This is a genomic window from Hyphobacterium sp. CCMP332, from assembly GCF_014323565.1.
Lineage (GTDB): Bacteria > Pseudomonadota > Alphaproteobacteria > Caulobacterales > Maricaulaceae > Hyphobacterium.
Window position 1 is genome coordinate 2,515,208 of record NZ_CP058669.1, and the last position, 26,016, is coordinate 2,541,223.

Consider the following 26,016-nt stretch of genomic DNA (forward strand, 5'->3'; position numbering starts at 1 on the left):
TACTCCGGGTCTAATTCAGCGGACCGGAGGCATCCCCTTGGCGGGACTTCATCAAAAACTGGAAATGCGGCAGGGCCAGTCACTGGTCATGACGCCGCAATTGCAACAGGCCATCAAGCTGTTGCAATTGTCGAACATCGAGTTGTCAGCCTTTGTCGAGGAAGAGCTGGAACGCAATCCGCTGCTGGAGCGCGATGAGCGATCCGACGAACCGGAAGCGGTTGAACTGACCCCGGCCGAAGGCCGCAAGGAGCTGGAACTGGACGGGTCGGCCCATGCCGAAGCCAATGATGCCGTGGATGTCGATTCCGATGTCCTCAATTCTTCTGATTCGAAAGCCGATATGGCGGGTATGGATCCCGGCATGTCCTCGTCCTGGTCCGGCGCCAACAAGGGCGGCTCCTTTGAGGGCGGCGATTATGATGCGGCGGCCAATTCCAGCCGCGAGAAATCGCTCGCCGAGCATCTGCATGACCAGTTGACGCTGGCCGGCGCCGATCCGGTACCGCGCCTGATTGCGGCGCACCTGATCGATCACGCCGATGATGACGGCTATATGCGCGCGGATATGGACGAGATTGCCGAGCGTCTGGGCGTGAAAACCGGCGAAGTCGCCGCCGCGCTCGACATGCTCCAGGGATTCGAGCCGGCCGGGATCATGGCACGCGACCTGCCGGAATGTCTGGCGCTGCAATTGAAAGATCGCAACCGGCTGGATCCGGCGATGGCCAGATTGCTGGATAACCTCGATCGCCTGGCCAAGCATGACTATGCCGCGCTGCAATCGATGTGCGGTGTGGATGCCGAAGACCTCGATGACATGATTGCCGAGCTCCGCTCTCTGACGCCCAAGCCGGGCCTCGCCTATGGCGTGGACAATAGCCGGGCGATCGAACCGGATGTGTTTGTGCGCGAAAATCCGGATGGCAGCTGGCGGATCGAGTTGAATACCGACACGCTGCCGCGAGTATTGGTGAACCAGACCTATGCCGCTGAAATCAGTGCTGTCGCCCGCTCAGAGGCAGACAAGACCTTCATTACCGAGTGCTCGCAAAATGCCAGCTGGCTGGTGAAATCCCTCGATCAGCGCGCGCGGACCATTCTCAAGGTCGCGTCCGAGATCGTGCGCCAGCAGGACCTGTTCCTGGCCAAGGGCGTCGCCTTCCTGCGGCCGCTGAATCTCAAAACCGTTGCCGATGCCATCGAGATGCACGAATCGACGGTCAGCCGGGTGACGTCGAACAAATATGTGGCCACGCCGCGCGGCCTGTTCGAGCTCAAATACTTCTTCACCTCCTCCATTCCGTCATCGGGTGGCGGCGAAGCCCATTCGGCCGAAGCCGTGCGCTATCGCATCAAGGCCCTGATTGATGGCGAGACGCTGGACGAGATCATGTCCGATGATGCGCTGGTGGACCGGCTGCGCGACGAAGGAATTGATATTGCGCGCCGCACCGTGGCGAAATATCGTGAAGCCATGAATATTCCGTCGTCCATCCAGAGGCGCCGGATGCTGAAAAGGGCCAGCTGACATCCCTTTTTGCGGGGCGATTGACATTTGAGATCGCGCCAATAGGTTCCGCCCGCGCTTGCCGGGAGGCATGTTTCCTAGCGAGTGCCCCGTATGTTAGGGTTATATAAAGATGCAAATTCAGATCGTCTCCAAGGGTATTGATGTCTCTGGCGCGCTGCAGGAGGAAATTTCCGGCCGCGTGGAAGAAGGCGTGTCAAAATATTTCAACCGGCCGAGCGAAGCCTATGTGGCCGTGTCGCGCGAGGGATCCGGTTTCCGGGTCACCGTTTCGCTGCACCTGCCGTCCGGCGTCATGTTGCAGGCCCAGGGCGATGATGGCGATGCCTACAAGGCCGCCGACAAGGCCGCGGACCACCTCGAAAAGCGTCTGCGGCGTTACAAGCGCAAGCTGAAAAACCACCACAATGAGAACAAGCCCGAGCTACCCGCCGAGACCACGCCGATCACGGTGTTCCAGGGGCAGCCGGACACTGATTACGACGACGATGATGATTCAGACTTTCACGGCACAGAGCCGGTCATCGTGGCCGAAACGCCAGGGGAGATGCGGGCCATGACGGCCAGCATGGCGGTGCTGGAACTGGAAGCGGCCGGCGCGCCCTTCCTGATTTTCCGGAATATTGCGCATAATGGCGTGAATATCGTGTACCGGCGGCCCGACGGGCATGTCGGCTGGATCGATCCGGATCGCGATAAATCCCGCTAGCCCTTTGAAGCATTACAGGCTAGAGCGCGAATTGTTCTGCCTGAATTGAACCGGACCCTTGTCATGGCCTTACCCGACCTTCTGTCGGCCGATACCGTTCTGGGAAGTCTGAGTGCGACCAATCGCAAACAGGCTCTGCAGATCTTGAGCGAAGCCGCTGCGGCCAAGCTCGACCTTGATTCCCGTATCATCTTCGATGCCGTCATGGAACGCGAACGCCTCGGCTCGACCGGTGTGGGCGATGGCGTAGCCATTCCGCATGCGCGGCTTGAAGGGCTGGATCATGTTTTCGGCCTGTTCGCCAAGCTGAAAAGCCCGATCGATTTCGACGCCATTGATGGCCGCCCGGTGGATCTGGTCTTCCTGCTTCTGGCACCGGAAACCTCCGGCGCCGAGCACCTCAAGGCCCTGGCGCGGATTTCACGCGTTTTCCGCCGGGAGGATATCCGCTCTCACCTGCGCGCCACCGAAGCCCGCGACGGTATGGTGGCCATCCTGACACTTCAGGACGAAAGCGACGCGGCCTAGGAGCAAGTGATGTTTATCAAGCACGCCGCGCTTGAGGCCGCCATCGCCTAACCCGGATAATAGGTCGGAGAGCCCGGGCCGACGGGCAGGCCGAGAACGAAGGTCCAGAGAAAGAAGAAACCCGACCAGGTGAGCAGGAAGAGGATGGAATAGGGCAGCATCATCGCGATCAGGGTTCCGACGCCCAGATCCTTCTGATAACGCGTCGCCCAGGCCAGGATCAGACCGAAATAGCTCATCATCGGCGTGATGATATTGGTTGAGGAATCGCCGATCCGGTAAGCAGCCTGAATCACTTCCGGCGCATATCCGATCAGCATCAGCATGGGCACGAAAATCGGGGCAGTCACCGCCCACTGGGCCGAGGCCGAGCCCAGCATCAGATTCACAAAAGCGCACATCAGGATGAAGAGAAAAAAGATGACCGGCCCGGTCAGTCCCGTATCCTGCAGGACATTGGCACCGGTGACGGCGGTGATCGCGCCCAGATTGGTCCAGCCGAAAAAGGCCACGAATTGCGCCGCGAAAAAGACCAGCACGATATAGAGGCCGAGCGAGGCCAGCGCCGCTGCCATGGCATTGATGACGTCGCGATCATTCTTCATCGTCCCGACCGCGCGGCCATAGGCGATGCCGGTGACGACGAAGAAAATCAGGATCCAGACCACAAAGCCCCGGAAGAAGGGCGAGTTGATCCGGTCACCCGTATCCGGATTGCGCAATATGCCCCATTCCGGAACCAGAGTGAGCGCCATGACCGCCAGTACGCCCAGCAGGGCGAAACCGGCCCAGACCAGTCCCTTTCGCTCGCCCGCATTCAAAGGCTCCATCATCCGGTCGTCGAGGATATCGGGATCGGCCTTGTCCGGATTATACGGTCCGAGCTTGGGTTCAACGACGAAGATCGTGACCAGAGAGCCGATCGCGGTAATAAGGAAGGTCGAGGCGACCATGAAATACCAGTTGGCCGTCGCGACAACGACATATTCGGCGTCGATCAGGCGGGCCGCCTCCTGGGTGATGCCGGCCAGAAGCGGATCGATCGTGCCGATCAGCAAATTGGCGCTGTAACCACCGGAAACGCCCGCAAAGGCCGCGGCCATTCCGGCGAGCGGATGACGGCCCAGCGCGTAGAAAATCGCCCCCGCGAGAGGGATCAGCACGACATAGCCGACTTCCGACGCGGTGTTGGAAATGATCCCCGCAAAGACGATGACGACCGTCACCACATGGCGCGGCGCCCCCAGCACCATGCCGCGCACGGCTGCAGACAAAAGTCCGGATTTTTCCGCCACCCCGACGCCCAGCATGGCGACGAGCACAACGCCGAGCGGTGCAAAGCCGGTGAAGTTTGTGACCAGCCCGGTCCAGATTCGGCGCACACCGTCCGCGCTCAACAGGCTGACGGCGCGGATCATGCCGTCATCGGCGCGGCCACTGGCGCCGACTGGCCGTGGATCCTCAACCGCCAGCCCCAGACCACCCAGAATACCCGACAGGATCACGATACCGACGGCCAGAATGGCAAACAGCGTGACCGGGTGGGGCAGGAGATTGCCCAGCCATTCCACACCATCCAGAAAACGGGTGAAAGCATTGCGGCGCGCGGCTGGCGGGGGGCTGTCCGTCATATCGTCTCTCCTCGGCGGGCAGTGTTCGCCACAGAGGAGGGTGTCAGGCCCCGGATATCAACCCCAAGATCTTTAGGGGATTTCCGTCCAAGCCATTCCGGCGCGGGCGGAGCGAAAGCCGAAGCTGTTGAAAAGAGCACCTATCGGGCTTTGCGCCCGGAAGGCGGACGCCTGCCTTCGCTCTTGCAGACGGCTTGCCGAGCCGAAGCCACCCGATGCCTGAGGCGAAGGCCCCTGCCGGGGCATTTCGCACCTAAAATCGATCCCCCGGACCGATTTTTCTGCCTCCGGCAGACCGGCTTGAAATGGTGGAGCTGGACGGACCAAGATCGAGCCCGCAGGGTTCGCAAGCGCAACCGCGCGTCGACCGGTCAGGCCGCCCTATCGGAGGCGTCCGCGAAGCGGACCGCCGTGAGATCGAAGAAATGGTGGAGCCAGACGGAATCGAACCGACGACCTCTTGCATGCCATGCAAGCGCTCTCCCAACTGAGCTATGGCCCCGAATTTCAAACGGCACCCTCGGGCAGGTGCGCGGCGCGGAAACTAGTCAAAGCCCGCGCGCCGATCAAGCGGCATTAGCGCCTAGATATCATCCTCGTCATCGTCATCGCCGATATCGAATTCGTCTTCGTCGTCGTCATCGTCGAGAAGCACATCGTCATCGTCGTCGTCATCATCAAGGTCGAGATCGGCGTCAGCGTCGATATCGATGGCATCGTCATCATCGTCGTCGCTATCGTCATCATCGTCTTCGGCATCGGAAAGCGAGACAACGGCATCGGCGTCGAGCTCGGGGACATCGTCCTCTTCCTCGTCATCCTCGTCGTCTTCATCCTTGGCCTTGTCGTCCTTTTCGTTGGACTTCTCGGGCGCAGGCGCTTTTGTCACCGGCGGCAGAACGGCCTCCGGCTTGAATTCATGATCACATTTCGGGCAATGGGCAGGATCCTTGTTCAGGTCGTAGAATTTCGACCCGCATTCCGGACAAACCTGCTTCTCGCCGAGATCGGTTTTAGCCATGACGATCCCCATAGACAGATGTTTTCGGCGCGCGTCGTTGCCACGATAGCCGCCTCCTGTCAAAAGCCTATGTCTGCTGACCCGTAAAAAGTTCATTTCCCTTATGACACGCACTCTTCAACCCGTTCCCCGAGAGGCGGTTTCCCGATCGGGAAAACCCTTGCAGGGGTATGTGAATACGCCGGGCGACAAGTCGGTTTCCCACCGCGCCCTCGTCCTCGGCGCGCTCGCACACGGCCAGACCCGGATTACGGGCCTGCTGGAATCCGGCGACGTTCTGGCCACGCTCGAAGCGGTGAGTCGTCTGGGTGCCGATGTCGAACGCCGGGGCGAGGGTGTCTATATTGTGCAGGGTGTAGGCGGGACGTTTGCGGCCGCGGCAGCCACACTCGACTTTGGCAATTCCGGCACAGGTGCCCGATTGATGATGGGCGCCATTGCAGGCGCGCGCGGACAGGCGCGCCTGGTGGGGGATGACAGCCTGTCCTCCCGCCCCATGGGCCGGGTGACGACGCCTCTGGCCCGGATGGGCGCGCAATGCCGTGCGACGGACTCACGTTTGCCGGTCGACATCACACCGGCCCCGCTGACCGGCATTGACTATCGCCTGCCGGTCGCCTCGGCGCAGGTCAAATCCGCCATCCTGCTGGCGGCGCTGGGCGCTTCCGGCGAAACGATTGTGCGCGAAGACATCGCGACCCGCGACCACACCGAGACCATGCTGAAACTGTTCGGCGCAAAGATCACCGTCGAACCGGACGGCGAGGGCCGCATCATCCGCCTGAACGGTCCGCAAACGCTGACCGCCTGTCAGATCGGCGTGCCGGGCGATCCCTCCTCGGCCGCATTCGCGGCGGTGGCCGCGCTGATCACGCCGGGTTCGGAAGTGACGCTGACCGGTGTGATGACCAATCCCTCGCGCACCGGGCTTTACAAGGTACTGGAGCGGATGGGCGCGAATATCACCGTCACGCCCGCGGGCGAGGCGGCAGGCGAACCTGTTGCGGACTTCGGCCTGCGTTTCGGGGCATTGACCGCCATTGATCTTGAACCCGAAATCGCCCCGTCCCTGATCGACGAATATCCCGTCCTGGCCATTGCCTGTGCGTTTGCAAAGGGTACGTCGCGTCTGCGCGGGCTGGCGGAATTGCGCACCAAGGAAAGCGACCGGCTCGCCGCAACACACGCGCTTCTGATCGCGAATGGCGTTGATGCCCGGATCGAGGGCGATGACCTCATGATCGAGGGCGGCACCGTGCGCGGTGGCGGCCATGTCCGCTCGCTGGGGGATCATCGCATCGCCATGTCCGCGCTCGTCCTGGGTCTGGCCGCGCGGGACGCGGTGACGGTGGATGATATCTCCATGATCGCGACCAGCTATCCCGCCTTCATTGCCGATATGACGGCGCTGGGGGCCATGATAAAGGTGCATCCATGATCATTGCGGTAGATGGCACTCTGGCGTCCGGCAAGGGCACGGTGGCGCGCGGTATTGCGCAAGCCTTCGGACTCGCACATCTCGACACGGGCGCACTCTATCGTGCGGTAGCTGTCGAACTCCTGAAGGCCGGAGAGGACCCCGGCAATGCCGAAGCCGCCGGAAACGCTGCGAGGCATCTCGACCCGTCCCGGATTGATCCGGCCGCAATCCGCACCGCAGACGCCGGAGCGGCCGCTTCGGTGGTGGCCGCCCAGCCCGCCGTGCGCACGGCGCTGTTTGATCTGCAACGCCGGTTTGCCGAACAGCCGGGCGGCGCTGTGCTGGATGGCCGCGATATCGGCACTGTGGTGTGTCCCGATGCCGATGTGAAATTCTATATCGATGCCGAGCCCCGTATTCGGGCCGAACGCCGCTGGCGCGAACTGGCGGCAAATGGCGAGGACATTCAGCTTGCCGATATCGAACGCCAGCTCGCCGAACGCGATGCCCGCGACTCCTCTCGCGAGACGGCACCGCTGATGCGGGCAGAGGATGCCATCTTGCTGGATACGACTCATTTGAGTATAGACGCCACGCTCGCAGAGGCCGTCCGCATGATACAGAACAAGACGGGCGTCTCGCCGCGCAACTAGCCGGACCGGTTCACGATCAGGCCCGCCGTATGAGGGACTCCTCTCCCTTTGGCGCCTGACCCGTTGAAAAGGCCCAATCTTTAACCTCCCGCCAGACGGCGGCACAACGCGTATGAAATTGGCTCATTGTGGCAAGACCGCCGGAGACAACCGGCTGGCCGGAATATCGTTTCATACCGGAGTTCACTTCCAACCATGTCTGATACCCAATCCCAAATCCCGTCCCGCGATGATTTCGCGAGCATGCTTGAAGCAAGCTTTGCGGGTCAGGACCTTGCTGAAGGTTCTGTGATCACTGGCCGCGTCACCGCGGTCGAAAACGATTTCGTCACCGTCGATATCGGTCTCAAGACCGAAGGCCGCATCCCGGTCCGTGAATTCACCGGCCCGGGCTCCAAGGCGCCTGTCGTCGGCGATGACGTTGAAGTCTATCTCGAGCGCATCGAAAACGCGCTGGGTGATGCCGTTATCTCGCGCGACAAGGCCCGCCGCGAAGAAAGCTGGGATCGCCTCGAGAAAGCCTTCGACAAGAAAGAGCCGACCAATGGCGCGATTGTTGGCCGCGTGAAAGGTGGTTTCACCGTCGATCTCGGCGGCGCCTCGGCCTTCCTGCCAGGCTCGCAAGTCGATATCCGCCCGGTCCGCGATGTCGGCCCGCTGATGAATATCGAGCAGCCTTTCGCCATCCTCAAAATGGACCGTCCGCGCGGCAACATTGTTGTTTCGCGCCGGGCCGTTCTGGAAGAATCCCGTGCCGAGCAGCGCGCCGAACTCGTGGGCCAGCTGGCCGAGGGTGAAGCCCGCGAAGGTATCGTCAAGAACATCACCGACTACGGCGCATTCGTCGATCTCGGCGGTATTGACGGCCTCTTGCACGTCACCGACATGTCCTGGAGCCGCGTCGGTCACCCGTCCGAAGTGGTCGAGGTGGGCCAGACGGTCAACGTCCAGATCATCCGCATCAACCCGGAAACCCAGCGTATCTCGCTTGGCATGAAGCAGCTGATGTCCGATCCGTGGGAAGGCATTGCCGCGAAATATCCGGTGAATGCGACCTTCAAGGGCCGCGTCACGAATATCGCCGAATACGGTGCCTTCGTGGAACTGGAAGCCGGCGTCGAAGGTCTGGTGCACGTCTCCGAAATGTCCTGGACGAAAAAGAATGTTCATCCGGGCAAGATCGTCTCCACCTCCGAAGAAGTGGACGTCATGGTTCTGGATGTGGATTCGGACAAGCGCCGCATCTCGCTCGGCATCAAGCAAACCCAGCGTAACCCCTGGGATATGCTGGCCGAGAAGCACCCGATCGGTTCGACCGTGGAAGGTGAAGTCAAGAACATCACCGAATTCGGCCTCTTTGTCGGCATCGACGACGAGATCGACGGCATGGTTCACCTCTCCGACATCGACTGGAACAAGTCCGGTGACGAAGCGGTCAAGGACTACAACAAGGGTGACACGGTTCACGCCAAGGTGCTGGACATCGATATCGAGAAAGAGCGCGTCTCCCTCGGCATCAAGCAACTGGCCAGCGACCCGATGGACGAAGGTGGCTATCGCCGCAACGAGACCATCACCGTGACGGTCAGCGAAATCACCTCCGGTGGCATCGAGGTGACCTTCGGTGATGACAACAATCTGAAGTCCTTCATCCGCAAATCAGACCTGTCCCGTGATCGCGACGAGCAGCGCCCAGAGCGTTTTGCCGTTGGCGACAAGATCGATGCCCGCGTCATGAATATCGACAAGGGTTCGCGTCGTGTCTCTCTCTCCATCAAGGCGCTGCAAATCGCCGAGGAGAAAGAAGCGGTTCAGCAATACGGCTCTTCGGATTCCGGCGCTTCACTCGGGGATATCCTCGGTGCGGCCCTGAAAGACGCTGCACCTGCAGCTGAAGAGAAGAAGCCGGCGGCGAAGAAGGCCGCTGCGAAAGCAGATGGCAAGGCCGAAGCCGCGGATGCGGGCGAGGACTTTGACGCGATGACCAAGGCCCAGCTGGTGGATTATGCTGAAGCCAATGACATCGAGATCGTGAAATCAGCGAAAGTCGCTGAAGTTCGCGACGCTGTGAAAGCGGCAGCCGGGAAGTAATCCGGCCCACGATCACGGAAGATTCAGGCCGGACGCAACGCGTCCGGCCTTTTTCTTGATATCTTTCATTGACTCATGGCCTTGGACTGGCGCAACTTAAGACCCTAGACCACGCAGGGAGACACGCATGATCAAGTCGGAACTCATTGCAAAGCTCGCGGAAGAGAATCCGAACTTGTTTCAACGCGATGTCGAGCGGGTCGTAAATGCCGTCTTTGACGAAATCGGTGACGCGCTGGCCCGGGGTGACCGGGTCGAGCTGCGCGGCTTCGGTGCCTTCTCGGTTCGCCACCGCAAGGCGCGTGAAGGCCGCAATCCGCGCACCGGCGCTTCGGTCTCGGTGAAGGACAAATACGTGCCCTTCTTCAAGACTGGCAAGGAATTGCGCGAGCGGGTCGACGCCTCCGCAAAATAGGCTATCTGCCTTTTCATGACCGACATCAAATTCTGCGGCCTGCGTACGCAAGGCGATGTGCTGGACGCTGTCCGGCTGGGCGCGCGCTGGGTGGGCTTTGTCCACTTCCCGCCTTCGCCGCGGCATATCGAGCCGGCGACCGCTGCGCGCTTGTGGGATGTTGGCCGGGAGAGGGTCGATATCGTCTCCGTCACGGTCGATGCCGATATGGAGCAGCTGCAGGATATCCGCGCAACCCTCGCGCCCGACTGGATCCAGCTGCACGGCCGGGAAAGGCCCGAACAGGTCGCTGCGGCAAAACCCTTTGCCCGGAAAGGTGTGATCAAGGCTCTGCCGGTGGCCGATCTGGCCGATCTGGACGCCGCGTCCGCCTATGACGGCATCGCCGACATGATCCTTTTTGATGCCAAACCACCCAAAGGCGCCACGCGGCCGGGTGGCTGGGGTTCGACCTATGATTATGCACTGCTGAAATCGCTGAACATCACCACGCCCTGGCTCTTGTCCGGCGGGCTGGATGCCGCCAATGTCCGCGCCGCTGTCGAGGCGTCCGGCGCAAGCGCGGTCGATGTCTCATCAGGGATCGAGGTCGGCCCCGGCAAGAAGTCGGCAGGGAAGATGGCGGATTTCGCCAGGGCACTGAACGGATAATGGCATGACCAAACCCAACGCTTTTTCGCAATATCCGGATGCGCAGGGCCGCTTTGGCGAGTTCGGCGGCCGCTATGTCGCCGAAACCCTGATGCCCAACATTCTGGCGCTCGAAAAAGCCTATGAGGCCGCCAAGGCCGATCCCGCCTTCACCGCCGAATTCGAGGACTTCCTCAAACACTATGTCGGCCGGCCCAGCCCCTTGTATTTCGCCGAGCGTCTGACCGAACATTTCGGTGGGGCGCAGATCTGGCTCAAGCGCGACGAGCTGAACCATACCGGCGCGCACAAGATCAATAATTGTCTGGGGCAGGTCCTGCTCGCCAAACGCATGGGCAAGACCCGCATCATCGCCGAGACCGGCGCGGGTCAGCACGGCGTCGCCACCGCCACGGTCGCGGCCCGCTTTGGCCTGCCGTGTGAGGTCTTCATGGGTGCGACCGACGTGGAACGACAGGCCCCCAATGTCTTCCGCATGAAATTGCTGGGCGCGAAGGTGCATGCGGTCAAATCGGGGCGCGGCACGTTGAAGGATGCGATGAACGAGGCGCTGCGTGACTGGGTGACCTATCCGGACGAGACCTTCTACGTCATCGGCACGGTGGCCGGCCCGCACCCTTATCCCATGATGGTCCGCGATTTCCAGTCCGTGATCGGCCGCGAGGCCCGCGAACAGATGCTGGAACGCATTGGCAAGCTTCCCGACGCTGCAGTGGCTTGCATTGGGGGCGGGTCCAACGCGATGGGTCTCTTCTACCCCTTCCTGGAGGATGAGAGCGTGCGCCTGATCGGTGTGGAAGCCGCCGGCAAGGGTCTGGACACGCCCGACCATGCCGCCAGCCTCAATGGCGGCGAGCCGGGCATTCTCCACGGCAACCGCACCTATCTTCTGCAGGATGCAGATGGCCAGATCGTAGAGGGACATTCCATATCGGCGGGGCTGGATTATCCCGGCATCGGCCCGGAACACGCCTTCCTGCACGATGTGAAGCGCGCCGAATATGTCTCGGCCACCGATGACGAGGCGCTGGAAATGTTCCAGCTCTGCTCGAAGCTGGAAGGCATCATCCCGGCGCTCGAACCGGCCCATGCGCTCGCTCGGGTTCGCGATCTGGCCACGGAGCTCGGGCCGGACGGCATTATCCTGATGAATATGTGTGGCCGCGGCGACAAGGATGTGCCCCAGGTCGCGAGGATGTTGGGAGTGGAGGTATGATGTCCCCCCTCACCCTCGAATACTCACCCTTGCAGGGCTCGCATTCTCTCCCTCTCCCTCGAGGGAGAGGGAAGAGCGTCCGGCTTCCGGTAGGAAGGCGGATGCGAGGGGTGAGGGGTCTTTTGTGCATTCAGAGAGCAAACCAATGAACCGCCTCACCACCAAATTCGCGGCGCTGAAAGCCGGGAACCGGGCCGGTTTTGTCACCTACATCATGGCCGGGGATGGCGAGACGGCTGACTTGCTCGATGCACTCCCCGCTGCCGGGGCCGACGTGATCGAGCTCGGCATGCCGTTTACCGACCCCATGGCCGACGGCCCGTCCATCCAGGGCGCCGCCCTGCGCGCGCTCGACAATGGCATGACGCTGAAAGGCACGCTGGCCCTCGCCAAGACCTTCCGCGCGAACCATCCCGACACGCCGCTGGTTCTGATGGGCTATGCCAATCCGGTCCATCATATGGGCTATGCCGCTTTCGCAAAGGCGGCGGCTGACGCTGGTGTCGATGGACTCATCTGCGTGGACCTGCCGCCGGAAGAAGACACAGAGCTGCGCGAAGCGCTGGCGGCGGAAAACATCTCCATCATCCGGCTGGCCACACCCACCTCGAATGACGACCGGTTGAAGGCCGTGGCCGAGGGCTCGTCCGGCTTTGTCTATTATGTCTCCACCACCGGCGTCACCGGCATGGGCAAGGGCGCGGCCACCGATGTCGCCGATGCGGTGAAGCGCGTTCAGACCGCCACCGGCCTGCCCGTGGCGGTCGGATTTGGCGTCAGAACGCCGGAAGAGGCGGCTGAAATTGCCTCTGGCGGAGCCGATGCCGTTGTGGTGGGTAGCGCCATTGTGAGCGCAAACCATGACGGCGGCACGAAAACTGCGTTAGAACTTGTCCGGAATATATCGGCAGCCGTACGCGCTGCGCCCTAGAACAGGATTGTCATGAGCTGGCTGGAACGACTGACCCCTCCGGGTGTCTCGAAAATCTTCTCCAAGCGCGACACGCCGGAACATCTCTGGGTGAAGTGCCCGGTCTCGGGAGACATGGTCTTCCACAAGGACCTGGAAGCGGGAATGTTTGTCACGCCCGCGGGTCATCACATGCGGATCGGGCCGGACTACCGGTTCAAATTCACCTTTGACGGGGACTGGACCACGCTGGCCATGCCGGAGGTTCCAAAGGACCCGTTGAAATTCAGGGATGACAAGCCCTACACCTCGCGCCTCTCTGCCGCCCGCAAGAAAACCGGCCGCGATGATGTCATGTCCATCGGCCAGGGCTCGATTGGCGGTGTGCCATCCACCGTACTCGTTCAGGACTTCGCCTTCATGGGCGGATCGCTGGGCATGGCAGCGGGCGAAGCCTTCATTACGGCCGCCAATGCCGCCGTCAAGGACCGCACACCCCTGATCGCCTTCACCGCCGCCGGCGGGGCGCGCATGCAGGAGGGCTGTCTCTCCCTGATGCAGATGCCGCGCACGACGCTGGCCGTGCAGGATCTCAAAGAGGCGGGCCTGCCCTATATCGTCGTCCTCACTGACCCGACCACGGGCGGAGTCACGGCCTCCTATGCCATGCTGGGCGATATCCACATCTCCGAACCCGGCGCGATGATCGGCTTTGCTGGTCGCCGCGTGATCGAGCAGACCATTCGCGAAAAACTGCCGGAACGCTTCCAGACGTCCGAATACGTGCTGGAAAAGGGCATGATTGACCGCGTCATCCACCGCCATGAAATGCGCGAGACTCTGGGCCGCATGTTGCGCACGCTGATGAAGCGCGGCGGCTCGAACGTCCCGGCGCTCAAACGCCCCGCGCAGCCTGCCGATCATGCCGGCGGCTGACGCGCTTCAGCCGGTGCTGGACCGGCTGGCTTCCCTTCACCCGAAGAAGATCGACCTGTCGCTGGACCGGCTCGAATCCTTGCTGGAAAAGCTCGGCCAACCGCATCTGCGCCTGCCACCGGTCATCCATGTCGCGGGCACCAACGGCAAGGGCTCGGTATGCGCCTATCTGACGGCGATTGCCGAAGCGGCGGGCGAGCGCGTCCATGTCTATACCTCGCCACACCTGGTCCGCTTCAATGAGCGCATCGTACTGGCCGGAAAACCGGTCGACGACGCCCGGCTGATCGACGCCTTTGCGCGCTGTGAAGCGGCCAATGACGGCGCACCGATTACTTTCTTTGAAATCACCACGGCCGCCGCTTTTCTGCTTTTTTCCGAAACGCCGGCAGATCGCCTCATCCTTGAAGTTGGGCTCGGCGGCCGCTTTGATGCCACCAATGTCATTGGCAAGCCGCAAGTCAGCGTCATCACCCCGGTCAGTCTTGATCATGCCGAATTTCTGGGCAGCGAGATTGCCGGGATTGCCGGCGAGAAGGCGGGTATCCTGAAGCGGGGTGTTCCTGCCATCATCGGCCCTCAACGCGATGAAGCCGAAGACCGTATCGGCGCCATCGGGAATGCCATCGGCGCACCCTTGCGCCTCTGGGGCCGCGACTATCGCGCCTGGTCGGAACATGACCGCCTCGTTTACGAGGAGGAAAACCTGCTCTGGGATTTGCCGCGTCCGGCCCTTCCGGGCGAACACCAGATCATCAACGCCGGGATCGCCGTCGCTGCTGCCCGGGCGGCCGGATATGACGAACCGGCCGTTCGCAGCGGGCTGGAAAACGCTGTCTGGCCTGCCCGCCTGCAACGCCTCACATCCGGCCCGGTCCTGGCTGCCGCAGGGGAGGCCGAAGTCTGGCTTGATGGCGGGCACAATGAAGCCGCCGGTCAGGCGCTGGCGCGCGCCCTGGCCGATCTGGAAGCACGGTCTCCGCGGCCCCTGATGCTGATTTGTGCCTTTTCGCCCAACAAGGATGCGGCCGGCTATCTCCGGCATTTTTCCGGGCTCGCCCGGCGCGTGCAGGCAATCGGCTTTTCCGGTGGACGGGGCGGCTCTCAAAGCCCGGCAGACATCGTGACCGCCGCCCGCAGCGCGGGTCTGATGGCCGAGGCCAATACCGATCTCTTCTCCGCCATTGCCGATGCCATCCGCGACGATCCCGCCCCGCGCATCCTCATCTGCGGCTCGCTTTATCTGGCGGGCGAAGTGCTGGGCCTCAATTCCGGCGTGACACCGCACACAACCTCAGGCTAGCATGACGCCAGATGGCGCATTCCGGTCAACTCCCGCCAAACGCAAATTGCATCCCGAATGCCCTGCCGTCCGAGGCGGAACAGCAATTGATCCGCTGGATTGATACCCAGCCATGGCGCACGGACCTCAAGCGCCGGGTCCAGCATTATGGCTGGCGCTATGATTACCGCGCGCGGCATGTCGATCCGGCGGATGACCTTGGTCCGATACCCGATGCCTTGCAGCCAATATTGCAACTACCGGCGATCATGCAGGTTTTTGATCGTTCACCCGACCAGGTCATCATCAACGAATATCTGCCGGGGCAGGGCATATCCGCCCAAATCGATTGCGCGCCCTGTTTCGGCCCGGTGATCGCCTCGCTCAGTCTTGGCAGTGCCACCGACATGCTATTTCGCCGCCGCGTGAGTGGTGAGAGACGAGCCATCAGACTCGAGCCGCGCAGCCTGATCCTGCTATCGGGGCCGGCCCGCTATGACTGGACCCATGAAATCCCGGCCCGGAAGAACGATGTTGTTGACGGAATACGTATGCTGCGCGAGCGCCGTCTCTCGCTGACATTCCGGACCATTAGGGCCCCGTTTTCATGAGGCCGCATCCAATGCGGCACGAGGGCGCATCCAAGTGGTATACCCACTCCAGATAGCGACGGATTAACTCATGAACCGATATTTAGCTGCGACAGCTGCCGCAATGGCGCTGGCCCTATCCTCACAGGGCGTTGCCCAGACCGAGCCCTCGCCCACGGACTTCATAGCGCTCGCAAATGAAATCAATGCGGCCATGCACGCATACCACTATAATCCGAGCGAACTCGACAATGCCGTCTATGCCGCCGTCGAACAGGCGACGCTCGAACTGGCGCAAACCGCCACCACTGAGGAGGAATTCAGGGCTGGCTTTGAGGCAATCTGGGACTCCGGTCCGTTTTCCCATGTCGACCTGCGCCGGGAGAATCGTGACGCAGAGGCCGTAACGGAATGGGTCGACCAGTTGCGGATTGGCGGCAATGGTGCGGCGCTGACCTGGGATGGCGATATTGCCGTCCTTACCGTCAATACAATGATGGGGAATGATACCTTCGAACAAGTTGATGCCGCCTATGATGACATCGCGGAACAGGGCGCATCAGCGTTGATTATCGACCTGCGCGCCAATCGGGGCGGCATGTTTGCGTTCAAACCATTGGTCGAACACGTGCTCACTGCCCCGTTGGATATCGGCGTGTTTGTGTCTCAGGGCTGGAATGCCCGTATGGACCGCGCACCCGGACCGCAAGATGTCGAGGGTGTCGAACCCTGGACCGGTTGGTCCATTCGTGATTTCTGGGATTCGGTTCAGGCGAACGACCTGACTTTGGCACGCCTCAGCCCGGACGGGCCCCATTTTGCAGGGCCGGTTTATGTCCTTATCAGTGAGGACACGGCCAGCGCCGCCGAAATTGCTGCGGACGCCTTGCAGGCATCTACGCGCGCGATTTTGATTGGCCAACCATCCGCCGGACAGATGTTGTCACAACGGGTTTATGACATGCCGGGCGGGTTCCAGCTCTATCTGCCCATTGCGGATTATTACTCCCTGACCAATGGCCGGATCGAGGGCGTCGGCGTTGAGCCTGATATTCTGGTTCCGGCGGACGCGGCTATGGAGACCGCGCTGTCACAAGTGCGTAGCGAATAGCCTTTGTGTTATTTCCAACAAAAAAGGGCTCGCCAGTCGCGAGCCCTTTTCAAGGAGTATCTCAGTCGGATCAGGCTTCCGCTGACACCAGCGTTTCCTTGATCCATTCCTCGATCTTGGTCTTGGCCATGGCGCCGATCTTGGTGGACACCACTTCGCCGCCGCGGACGATCATGAGCGTCGGGATGCCGCGCACGCCATACTTTCCGGGCGTCATCGGATTGTCGTCGATATTGACCTTGGCGATGGTAATTTCGCCCGACATGCTCGTCGCGATTTCTTCCAGAGCCGGGCCGATCTGTTTGCACGGACCGCACCACTCTGCCCAGAAGTCCACGAGGACGGGCTTGTCTGATTTCAGAACATCGCTTTCAAACGAGTCATCGCTGACCGCTATGGTCGACATCGCAACTCTCCTTCATAAAATTCGAATCCTGCAAGGCGCAGTCTTCGCTCGGGGCTGACCTAGGAAGTGCAATCCCCGCCGTCAAGCTTTCACGCCTGCTGCGAGAGCCTTTGCGAGGGCTGCATCGTCCAGTTCCATCAATCGCGGACCATCCGTCCAGACCAGTGCACAGCGCACTTTCCGGCCGGGGTGGATCGCCCGCAGAAGGGCTTGGTAGGCGGCCATTTGGGCCAGATAAAGGCGCGGTACGTCTTTCGCCTCGGTCGGCGGTGGACGGTTGGTTTTGTAGTCCACAATCAGGATTTCGTGATCGGTTATGACCAGCCGGTCGACCTGCCCGTTCAGCCTTGTGCCGGCCGGCAGACCGGGCGCGGTGCCGGTCAGGGATACCTCGGCGAGGCTACCGGGTCCGAAAATCGGCGCAAAGCCCGGATGCGAGATCACGGCCAGCGTTTCATGGGCGATCTGCTCACGCAGGGCGTCGTCCAGACCGGTTTGCGAGGCCAGATAGGCGCGCGCTGATTCTTCGCGCCGCCCTTCTGGAATATCGGGCAGGGTTTCCAGCAATTTATGGATCAGCGAACCGCGACGGAAGCGGCGGCCGCCATCATCGGCCAATGGTGACATCACCGGGCTGTCCATTCCATCCGCCAGATGAGACGGCGCAATGGTGCGGGCCATACCGGCCTCTTCCGCCGCCGGGGCCAACGCCCAGTCCGGCAAGGTGATCTGCCTGTCCTGCCGGGTCACCTTGCCCAGTTTTTCCGGCACGGTGCCAAAGCGTCTTGCCGGTTCGACATCGCCATCCTCATTGATCACGGGGCTGTCGCATTCGCTCCAGCCGTCACCTCTCCACAGCGTATCAAGGCGTTCATACCAGCTGCGTTTTTCCACGCGGCCGGGCGCGGCATGGCGCTTCCAGCCGCAGATCAGAAGCCGGTCGCTGGCGCGGGTCAGCGCGACATAGAGCAGGCGTGCGCTCTCGCCATCGGCGCTGGCGATATCCGCTTCGGAATAGGCCTCGATCAAGGGCGGCTTGATCTGGCCGGGTGGTCCCCAGACAATGCCGAAGTCTTCCGTGAAATAGAGGCTGCGATCGGCGCGAGCCATGGGCGAACGGGTCGTATCGGGGAGAATCACGATGGGCGCTTCCAGCCCTTTCGAGCCATGCACTGTCATGACCCGGACCTCGCCCCGCCCTTGATCCATCTCGCGCTTGATCTGGCCTTCACCGGCTTTCAGATCAACGATAAAGCCTCGCAAAGACGCCGTGTTTTGTTGCTCGAAGCTGATCGCACGGGCGAGAAATTCCTCGACCGGATCGCGGGCTTCCTCTCCCAGACGCGCAAACAGACGCTTCTGGCGCGTTTCGCCGGTGGTGGAGCGCTCATTCAGGAAATCGGCAAAAAAGCTGTAAACGCCCGCCGTCTCAATCCGGTTGCGCGCCCGCATCAGGGCCTCGCGCGCTTCGGTCAGCTCCGGATCGGCGCTGTCCTGCAGCCGGGACCACAGGCTCTGCTTGCCGCGTTTGTGGGCGAGATTGAACAAGACCTGCTCATCAATTGGCGGCGGGCTGTCGGCGGGATCGAAGAAAGGCGTCTTCAGGAACTCCGCCAGCTTCAGATCATCCAGCGGGTTAAGGGCAATTTCGGCCAGATTGATCAGGTCCTGTACAGCCAATTCTTTGGTCAGCACCATGCGGTCGGCCCCGGCAACGGGCACAGCCAATTGCTTTAATCGCCGGATCAGCTCGCGGAAAAAGCTGCTGCGCGTGCTGACCAGAACCAGAATGTCCTTCGGCTCGGCTGCGCGCATGCCCTTGATTTTTTCATCATGCACCGCATCGCCATCATCCAGAATGCGGCGAATTTCGGCCGCGACCAGCCCGGCCAGCCTGTGGCTCGGGCTTTGCTGGCTTTCCCGGTCAACCGGCTCTGCCGGGTCGGGGGCTTCGGCCTTTTTCTCCGGCGAAACAGCTGGCCAGATTTCCACCAGTCCCGGTCGCTCATCCCAGGCGGCCTGATGCGGCTGATAGCGCTCGAAGGCCTGCTGCGAGGGCTCATAGCCCGCACTCACGACTTCGCCGGTGTCATCCGGGGCTACAAATTTGGTTTCCGGCGCGGACAGGACGGCCTTGCGTTCGCCCAGCCGGCGTTCCGGTTCAAAGGCCTGATCGACGGCGGCCAGAATGACCGGTGCAGACCGGAAGGACACCGACAGAGACGGGGTTTCAAACTTCTGTCTGGCGGCGTGGGCATCGCTGCGCAAGCGCTCGCCCCAGGCCAGAAATTGCCGTGGCTCGGCCCCCTGGAAGGAATAGATGGATTGCTTTTCATCCCCGACCGTGAAGACAGTCTTCGGCGTTGCCTGGTCTATGCCGGTGCCGGAGAAGTATTCCTCGACCAGTGCACCGATGACACGCCATTGCTCGGGCGCATTGTCCTGCGCTTCATCCACCAGAACGTGATCAATGCCCTGATCCAGCTTGTAGCGGATCCAGTCGCGCGCCTCGGAATCATCCAGCAATTTGACCGCAAAGGCGATCAGATCGGCATAGTCCAGACGCCGGAGGGCGCGCAGGCCCGCTTCATAGCGGCGGATATAGTGTGCGCTGAGACGCGTGGCTGCCTCCGACGCCTCGGCCATGTCTGCGGCAGCGATCCGGCCGCGCAGATCCGAGAGCCGCGCCGCTTCGCGGGTGAGCAGCTCATCAATCGCCGGATAGGTCTCGCGGACCGGTTTGGTGGCAAAGCTTTTCCGCAACTCGCCTTTCTGCGTGAAATAAACATCATTGATGATCGCCAGTGCTGTTCCGGGATCCCTTGCCTTCAGGGCGGCCTGGATACGATCCGCCTGTTGCTGATCCGTCTTCGAGCCGGTGGCGAGTGTCGCGGCCGCAGACAAAAGCGCATCCTGCGGGGCGTCCAGCCAACCGCTTTCCGATAGTCCGCTGGAGGTCTCGTTATCTGACAGCCCCAGTTCGGCCCGCAGCGCGGCGCGAAGACCCGCCTCGCCGTGTTCCAAGAGCAGCCGGGAAAAGTCCAGACGCTTGCCTGCAACCAGTTTCACGATCAGGTCAAAACTGTCCACACCGCGCGCATACAGCGCCTCCAGCGCCTCATGCAGTCCGGAATCCGTCTGGGCGGCCAGCAGAAGGCCGCGCCGTGCTTCGGCGGCAATGGCGCGATTATCAGCATCATCGGCGACGTCAAAGCCGGGCGGCAAACCGGCTTCCAAAGGGAAGCGTTGCAAGAGCGACTGGCAGAAGGCGTGGATGGTTTGTACGGCCAGACCGCCCGGCGTTTCCAGAGCGCGGGCAAAGAGCTTTCGCGCCTCGGCGAGGTCGCTGCCGGTATAGGCCCGGCTCTCGTCATTATAGAGCTTGTTCAGCTTCCCGCGCAGCGTCTCGTCATTGGCAATCGACCACTCGCCCAGCGTTTCAAACAGACGCGATTTCATCTCGCCTGCAGCAGCCTTGGTGTAGGTCAGGCAGAGAATTTTATCCGGCGCCGATCCGGTGAGCAGCAGGCGCGCCACCCGGCTGACCAGAACCCGCGTCTTGCCTGACCCGGCATTGGCTTCAACGTGAATGTGGTGATCAGGCCGGGCGGCGAGCGTCTGCTGTTCGGTGGCGTGCCGGATGGCGGGGGTCATTCCGGGCCTCCATCTTTATCTTCGGCTGATGACCATTCGACCCGGCGGCTGAGCCGGTCGTAATCGCCCCATTCATTTTCAAACTGCGGGAAAACCTGCGCCAGATAAGGCGTACTCTCCTTGCCATATCGTTCGATCAGACGCCGCAGGATCGCTTCATACTGGAGCACAAATTCGTCGGTGGATTTCGCATCCTTCCCGCTATCATTGATCTTCACTTCACTGCCGGCGTCGCGCCCGCCCGACAGCTTGATATAGAGGAGGTCGCCCGGTTCGGTCGGATAGATACCGTCAAACGCGCCATCTCGCAGCATGGCCGCTTCCAGCGGTGTTTGCGGTTCAAACCCGGCGGCTGTCGCCGTTGCCGACGGCGTACGCCCGGTCTTGTAGTCGAGAATATCGATCCGGTTATCCGGGCGGTCATCCAGACGATCCGCCTTGCCCCGCAAGATGAAGTCGGTCCCGGCCACTTGCCATTCTGCCCGTTTCTCCAGCCCGAGGGGCCGGATATCGTTCGCGCGGCGCGTGGCCTCCCAATCGAGGAACCACCGGGCCAGGCGTTCAAACCGGATCATGTCCGGAACCAGCTCGGCCTCATCCATCCCGGCCTCGATCGCGGCATCGCGTCCGTGCTTCATCAGATCATGCAAAGCGCTCTCGGGCAGCGGTCCGGGGCCGACATCCTTCACAAACAGCTCGAAGGCCTTGTGAATGGCGGTGCCGCGCGTGGACGGCAGCGCATTCTGGTCAAGATCGTCAAGCGGACGCAGACCCAGTATGCGCCGGGCATAAATCGTGTAGGGGTCACGGATCCAGTTGCGGATTTCGGTCACAGACAGGGATTTCGGGCGCACCGATACCGGCGGGCAGGGGCGCGGCTCTGTCACGGCAACCGGGTCCGGCGTATGATCCAGCGCCCGCGCCAGCGCGAGATAATGGGTTTTCGGCGACAGCGCCGCATCGGCTGTCTCGCCCAGCGCGCCTCTGGCCAGCGTCTTCAGACGCCACAGCCAGCGCGAAGCCACAGCAGGCGCTCCATCCTGTTTCTCTGATCGTGTCAGCATGGCTTCGGGCGCACAGGCGAGTTGCGCAAAGTCGTGCGCGGCCCGACCCAGCCGTTTCTCGCGCGGTGGCAGTCCGGCCTCGGCCCGCATACCGCGCGACATCCACGGATCAATGCCCAGCCCGGCGGGCCAGACACCTTCATTGAGGCCGGCCAGAATGACCCGGTCCGCCGACAGAAGGCGCGCTTCGATCGGGCCCAGCAGACGCAGGCGTGGATGCACTTCGCCGCGTGGCCGCACGGCGCGCGCGCGGCCCAGCGTGTCGAACAATTCGGCATAATCGCGCAGGGTCAGATCGGGCAGGATTTCGGATTCTGTGATGAGTTCGCGGATCAGGGTCGCGGCCGCTTCGCCATCCTCATTGATCCAGAGCCGTTCCGCGCCGGAGCGCTTGTCGTCAGCGGCCAGTGCTTCACCGGTTTCAGCCTGCAGGCGCGCCCATTCCGCCACGGGCCGGGTATTGCCCTCCAGACGGGTCAGATGTCCCGTCAGCTGATCCATCAGGGCCTTGTCGCCCGCTGTCTCGAGGCGCGCAGAGACCGAGGCGAAGGATCGTCCCGGCCGCGAACCTCGCAGTGCAATATCAATCGTGTCAAAGCGCTGCCGGGCTTTCCCGCGTGACAGGCCCAGCGCGAAAAAGGGCGAGGCCCACAGTGCGGCGAGCGGCTGGGTCGCGCCGGGATCGGCGGCGGCATCCAGGATCAGGCGCAGAAAACTGCCCGCCGGCGTCTGCGACAGAGGGCGCCCGGCAGAATCGTCCAGTGCCACGCCATAACCCCGCATCGCCGCCAGCACCCGGTCGGCAATACCGCGGTCCGGCGTAACAACCATGGCCGTCTTGCCCGGCGTTTCCAGTGTTTCACGGACCGCCAGCGCAATCGCGCGGGCCTCCACTTCCGGCGTCGGCGCCTCCAGAATGGAGAGCCCCTTGAAACCGGCATCCAGAAACCCGGCCCCCCAGCCGCTTTCGATCTCATCGATGCGAGACAGCCAGTCGCTGGTTTCTTCGGCGGGCCGCAGGGATTCGGCCAATATGCGTTGCCGCGCCGCGCCCTGATTATCAGTGGCGTGGCCCGGCCAGTTGGCGACCGCGCTGCGGGGCAGATCGATTCTTTTCAGGAAGGTCTGCATTGCCTGCTGGGGATGTTGATCATCCGTCTCCAGCGCCGCCCATGCCTTGTCATCCATATCCCGGTCGAGCCCGGGCAGAACGACGGCCCCTTGCGGCATGTGCGCTATGGCGGCCATCAGGTCGGCGACGGCCGGAATCGAACCGGTCGAACCGGCGGCAATCACCGGACCCGGCGGCGGATCTTCCCGCCAGCGATCCGCCAGGGCTGATAACAGGGCGGAGCGGCGCTGGGCCGGGTCGCTCATGCCCAGCTCGGCCAGACGCAACGGCCAGGCGGCCATGACGATAGAGATGAAGTCGGCGGATTCCTTGAGATGATCGGGCAGGAGGGCGCGGATGGTCTCGCCGAGTGCCGACACATCGCCGGTTTCTTCGGTCCAGATATCGTCGATCAGCTGGCTCAACGGCCCCGCCAGGGCAATGGCTCCCGCCGCCGCCATGGTCCCGCCCTGCGCCGCATCCTTGGCGAGGATCAGCCGCGCCAGTTCAAATGTGCGGCGCACCGGGTTGATCGCGGGCGGCGCGATGGTGGCCAGTTCGCCCGGCTCGAAAGGGGGGTCATCGGCATCCACATCACCGATCGGACGGATAAGCGGCAAGAGCGTCGCTTGTGCGCTGTTCTCGAGGCTCGAAAAAGCGGCGGCCAGCGCCCGCCCGGCGCGCCGTGTCGGCGTCAGGATGGTCACCCGGGCCAGAGATTCCGGCGTGTCGCCGAATTCCGCCTTCAGGGTTTCGGCCAAGAGTTTCAGGAAATCGGTCTGCGGCGGCGTGGTAAAAACGCGTGGGCAATCGGGTTTGAAGATTTCGCTCATGTCAGCCGCCCCTCGGCGGCATCGCGCGCATCAGGATCCCCGACATGCATCCAGAAGGCATCCATCACCAGGCCATGAACACGGCCTTTCGCCAGCAAGGCATCCCAGATCCGGTTGAGCGAGAACGCTTCTTCGCGATAGCCGTCAATAACGGCCGGGTTGAGGATTTGGGTTCCGGCAAAAACGTAAGGCGCGCTGTCGGCGGACCCGCGGCGGCGAACACGGCCCTCGGCTTCCAGAAAGAAGTCACCCGCACCGCCATAGCCCAGCGTGTCCTCGCGGCGGGCGAGAAGAAGGAGCGCGTCCATCTCATCGCCCGTCCACGCCGCGCGCAGCCGATCCAGCTCGGCTGTTTCGCCTTCCGCCCAGAGGGCATCGATATTCGAGACGAAAACCGGATCATCCCCCAGCAAAGGGCGGGCCTTGACCAGCCCGCCACCGGTTTCGAGAACCAGCTCGCTTTCATCGGAAATCCGAAGGGCCGGTGGGTCGGCGCGTTGGCTCAGATGGTCGCGCATCTGATCGGCAAAATGGTGGATATTGACCACGGCGCTGGAAACGCCAACGTCGGCAAACCGGTCGAGCACGTGATCGAGAAGCGGTTTGCCATTGACCTCGACGAGCGCCTTGGGCCGGGTCAGGGTGAGGGGCCGCATCCGCGTGCCCAGACCTGCCGCCAGCGCCATGCCCGTTTCTATCGTGATCATCCGCCGGCCATTTCATTCAGTTCAGGCGCGAGAGCATGGATCAGGGCGCGCACATCCGAAAGGGCGGGGTGGGAGATATCTGTGAGGAAGTGGCGCGCCACGCGTGGCAACAGGTCGAGATATTTCGGTTTTCCGTCCCGCATTGCCAAACGCACGAAAATACCCAGGATTTTGGCATTCCGCTGGGCTCCCAGCACCGCATAGGCCGCATCAAAAGCGCCGGCATCGGAGATATGCGCCGCTTTGAGGAAATGCGCTTTCATCCCCGCCGCCAGTTCGGTCGGCACATCGCGGCGCGCATCCTCCAGCAGCGAGACCAGATCATAGGCCGGATGCACAAACAGCGCGTCCTGATAATCGATCAGCCCGGCACGGGCCGGGCCGGCTCGCGCGGGCAACCAGAGCAGGTTTTCGGCATGATAGTCGCGCAATGCCAGCCCGGTCGCTTCAGTCTCCAGCGCGGGAAAGGCCGCCCCCCAGACATCGCGCCAGCTTTGCCGATCCGCGGACGAAACACGGTGGCCAAGATGTTTTTCGACATACCAGTCGAGGAAGAGCTCCGTTTCCGCCAGAAGGGCCGCATTGTCATAGTCGAGAATATGCCACGTTCCGCCATGATGGCGCAGAGCGGACGGGAAGCTGGAGCGATAGATCGCGGCCAATGCCTCGACGCCATGGCGATAGAGCTCGCCCTCGTCCGCGCCCGCCGGGATGGCGCGCGCGAACAGATCATCACCGAGATCCTCCAGCAGCAGCAGTCCGCGCGGCAGATCCGCGGACAGGATGTGCGGCGCTGAAAACCCGCGCGCTGTCAATTCTTCGGTGAGACCGGCAAAGGCCGCCAGATTGGGCCCGGCCAGCCGCGCGAGCGCATTATAGCCGAGGGCTGCGCGCTCATCCGGCGTGGCCTCTGGCGGACAGGCGGGGGCTTCGGCCTGTGTAGGCGCATTCATCAGCACAGCCGTGTCATCGCCCCGATAGAGCCGCCGGTAGCTGCGCGTCGAGGCATCGCCCGGAAAGGCCTGTTGGCGCGCCTCGCCCCAGCCGGCCTCCTTCAGGAATGTCCCAATTTCGATCTCGCGGTCAGACATTGGCCAGCCGCCCTCCCCAGTCTCCAACCGGGTGAATCTGCGCGATTCTCTGCGCCCCGTCCTGCACCAGATGTAGGTCGAGCCGCCGCGACGGCAGATACCGCCCCAGCCGGTCGGGCCATTCAATCAGGCAGATGGCGTCGTCAAAGGCGTCGTCCAGCCCCAGCTCTTCCAGCTCACCCTCGTCTTCAATGCGGTAGAGATCGGCATGCAACAGCCAGTCGCCGCTTTCCGTGTCATAGGATTGCACCAGCGTATAGGTCGGGCTCGGCGCGTCGGTCACGCCGCACAAGGCGGCAATCATGCCGCGCGCCAGCGTGGTTTTACCCATGCCCAGATCACCATGCAGCAGGACAATATCGCCGGGTTTCAGGACAGACCCGAGACGCGCGCCTAAAGTCTCGGTCGCGGCGGCATCGGGCAGGGAGAAAGTGAGCGGCGGAGTCGTCATGCTC

At 62.3% G+C, this 26,016-nt stretch carries 22 protein-coding genes and 1 tRNA gene; 14 read left to right on the forward strand and 9 right to left on the reverse strand.

Going from position 1 to position 26,016, the window contains the following annotated elements:
• The first annotated feature begins 37 nt into the window (after positions 1–37).
• The 3 genes from rpoN (at position 38) to ptsN (ending at position 2,768) form a co-directional block, all read left to right on the forward strand.
• Positions 38–1,531 carry an RNA polymerase factor sigma-54 gene (gene rpoN / locus HXX25_RS12555; protein ID WP_187166240.1) on the forward strand — a complete coding sequence of 498 codons (1,494 nt, stop codon included), beginning with the start codon at positions 38–40 and terminating at the stop codon, positions 1,529–1,531.
• Between the two features lie 112 nt (positions 1,532–1,643).
• Positions 1,644–2,240, forward strand: a complete 597-nt coding sequence (gene hpf, locus HXX25_RS12560) for a ribosome hibernation-promoting factor, HPF/YfiA family (protein WP_187166241.1) — start codon at positions 1,644–1,646, stop codon at positions 2,238–2,240.
• Between the two features lie 63 nt (positions 2,241–2,303).
• Positions 2,304–2,768: a PTS IIA-like nitrogen regulatory protein PtsN gene (gene ptsN / locus HXX25_RS12565; RefSeq protein WP_187166242.1), complete on the forward strand. Its 465-nt coding sequence runs from the start codon at positions 2,304–2,306 to the stop codon at positions 2,766–2,768.
• 47 nt (positions 2,769–2,815) lie between these two features.
• Here the strand turns inward: ptsN and HXX25_RS12570 are convergent, their stop codons facing one another.
• The 3 genes from HXX25_RS12570 to HXX25_RS12580 all read right to left on the reverse strand — a co-directional run bounded on the left by HXX25_RS12570 (position 2,816) and on the right by HXX25_RS12580 (position 5,420).
• Entirely contained in the window at positions 2,816–4,399 is a 1,584-nt protein-coding gene (locus tag HXX25_RS12570) for an AbgT family transporter (RefSeq protein WP_187166243.1), read from the reverse strand.
• A gap of 426 nt (positions 4,400–4,825) precedes the next feature.
• A tRNA-Ala gene (locus HXX25_RS12575) sits at positions 4,826–4,901 on the reverse strand.
• 81 nt (positions 4,902–4,982) lie between these two features.
• Positions 4,983–5,420: an FYDLN acid domain-containing protein gene (locus HXX25_RS12580; RefSeq protein WP_187166244.1), complete on the reverse strand. Its 438-nt coding sequence runs from the start codon at positions 5,418–5,420 to the stop codon at positions 4,983–4,985.
• A 160-nt stretch (positions 5,421–5,580) separates the two neighbouring features.
• Here HXX25_RS12580 and aroA point away from each other — a divergent pair, with 160 nt between their 5' ends.
• The 11 genes from aroA to HXX25_RS12635 all read left to right on the forward strand — a co-directional run bounded on the left by aroA (position 5,581) and on the right by HXX25_RS12635 (position 16,695).
• Positions 5,581–6,858, forward strand: a complete 1,278-nt coding sequence (gene aroA / locus HXX25_RS12585) for a 3-phosphoshikimate 1-carboxyvinyltransferase (protein ID WP_233346717.1) — start codon at positions 5,581–5,583, stop codon at positions 6,856–6,858.
• Entirely contained in the window at positions 6,855–7,493 is a 639-nt protein-coding gene (cmk, locus tag HXX25_RS12590; protein WP_187166246.1) for a (d)CMP kinase, read from the forward strand. The genes aroA and cmk overlap by 4 nt, the downstream gene beginning before the upstream one ends.
• A 195-nt stretch (positions 7,494–7,688) precedes the next feature.
• On the forward strand, positions 7,689–9,584 hold the full coding sequence (rpsA, locus tag HXX25_RS12595; RefSeq protein ID WP_187166247.1) for a 30S ribosomal protein S1: 1,896 nt from the start codon (positions 7,689–7,691) through the stop codon (positions 9,582–9,584).
• Positions 9,585–9,711: 127 nt separating this feature from the next.
• Entirely contained in the window at positions 9,712–9,999 is a 288-nt protein-coding gene (ihfB, locus tag HXX25_RS12600; RefSeq protein WP_187166248.1) for an integration host factor subunit beta, read from the forward strand.
• A gap of 15 nt (positions 10,000–10,014) precedes the next feature.
• The gene (locus tag HXX25_RS12605) at positions 10,015–10,650 is read left to right on the forward strand and encodes a phosphoribosylanthranilate isomerase (protein ID WP_187166249.1); all 636 of its coding nucleotides are present in this window, start codon (positions 10,015–10,017) and stop codon (positions 10,648–10,650) included.
• 4 nt (positions 10,651–10,654) lie between these two features.
• Entirely contained in the window at positions 10,655–11,866 is a 1,212-nt protein-coding gene (gene trpB, locus HXX25_RS12610) for a tryptophan synthase subunit beta (protein WP_187166250.1), read from the forward strand.
• A 145-nt stretch (positions 11,867–12,011) separates the two neighbouring features.
• Positions 12,012–12,797 carry a tryptophan synthase subunit alpha gene (trpA, locus tag HXX25_RS12615; RefSeq protein ID WP_187166251.1) on the forward strand — a complete coding sequence of 262 codons (786 nt, stop codon included), beginning with the start codon at positions 12,012–12,014 and terminating at the stop codon, positions 12,795–12,797.
• A gap of 12 nt (positions 12,798–12,809) precedes the next feature.
• Entirely contained in the window at positions 12,810–13,712 is a 903-nt protein-coding gene (gene accD, locus HXX25_RS12620) for an acetyl-CoA carboxylase, carboxyltransferase subunit beta (protein ID WP_187166252.1), read from the forward strand.
• Positions 13,699–15,015, forward strand: coding sequence for a folylpolyglutamate synthase/dihydrofolate synthase family protein (locus tag HXX25_RS12625; RefSeq protein ID WP_187166253.1), 1,317 nt, complete (start codon positions 13,699–13,701; stop codon positions 15,013–15,015). Before accD ends, HXX25_RS12625 begins: the two co-directional genes overlap by 14 nt.
• Positions 15,016–15,026: 11 nt before the next feature.
• On the forward strand, positions 15,027–15,605 hold the full coding sequence (locus tag HXX25_RS12630; RefSeq protein ID WP_187166254.1) for an alpha-ketoglutarate-dependent dioxygenase AlkB: 579 nt from the start codon (positions 15,027–15,029) through the stop codon (positions 15,603–15,605).
• A gap of 70 nt (positions 15,606–15,675) precedes the next feature.
• Positions 15,676–16,695: a S41 family peptidase gene (locus tag HXX25_RS12635; RefSeq protein ID WP_187166255.1), complete on the forward strand. Its 1,020-nt coding sequence runs from the start codon at positions 15,676–15,678 to the stop codon at positions 16,693–16,695.
• A gap of 70 nt (positions 16,696–16,765) precedes the next feature.
• On the opposite strand, the gene trxA is transcribed toward HXX25_RS12635, so the two are convergent.
• From trxA to tsaE, 6 genes are all read right to left on the reverse strand, one after another.
• Positions 16,766–17,101 (reverse strand): thioredoxin, encoded by a 336-nt coding sequence (gene trxA, locus HXX25_RS12640; protein WP_187166256.1) that lies wholly within the window; start codon positions 17,099–17,101, stop codon positions 16,766–16,768.
• Between the two features lie 81 nt (positions 17,102–17,182).
• Positions 17,183–20,755, reverse strand: a complete 3,573-nt coding sequence (locus HXX25_RS12645) for a UvrD-helicase domain-containing protein (protein WP_187166257.1) — start codon at positions 20,753–20,755, stop codon at positions 17,183–17,185.
• Entirely contained in the window at positions 20,752–23,763 is a 3,012-nt protein-coding gene (locus HXX25_RS12650) for a PD-(D/E)XK nuclease family protein (protein ID WP_187166258.1), read from the reverse strand. The genes HXX25_RS12645 and HXX25_RS12650 overlap by 4 nt, the downstream gene beginning before the upstream one ends.
• Complete coding sequence (locus HXX25_RS12655) at positions 23,760–24,470, reverse strand: nucleotidyltransferase family protein (protein ID WP_187166259.1); 711 nt, start codon at positions 24,468–24,470, stop codon at positions 23,760–23,762. The genes HXX25_RS12650 and HXX25_RS12655 overlap by 4 nt, the downstream gene beginning before the upstream one ends.
• A complete protein-coding gene (locus HXX25_RS12660; RefSeq protein WP_187166260.1) occupies positions 24,467–25,561 on the reverse strand; it encodes an aminoglycoside phosphotransferase family protein in 1,095 nt (364 codons plus the stop codon). The genes HXX25_RS12655 and HXX25_RS12660 overlap by 4 nt, the downstream gene beginning before the upstream one ends.
• Positions 25,554–26,012, reverse strand: coding sequence for a tRNA (adenosine(37)-N6)-threonylcarbamoyltransferase complex ATPase subunit type 1 TsaE (gene tsaE / locus HXX25_RS12665; RefSeq protein ID WP_187166261.1), 459 nt, complete (start codon positions 26,010–26,012; stop codon positions 25,554–25,556). Before tsaE ends, HXX25_RS12660 begins: the two co-directional genes overlap by 8 nt.
• Positions 26,013–26,016 lie beyond the last annotated feature (4 nt).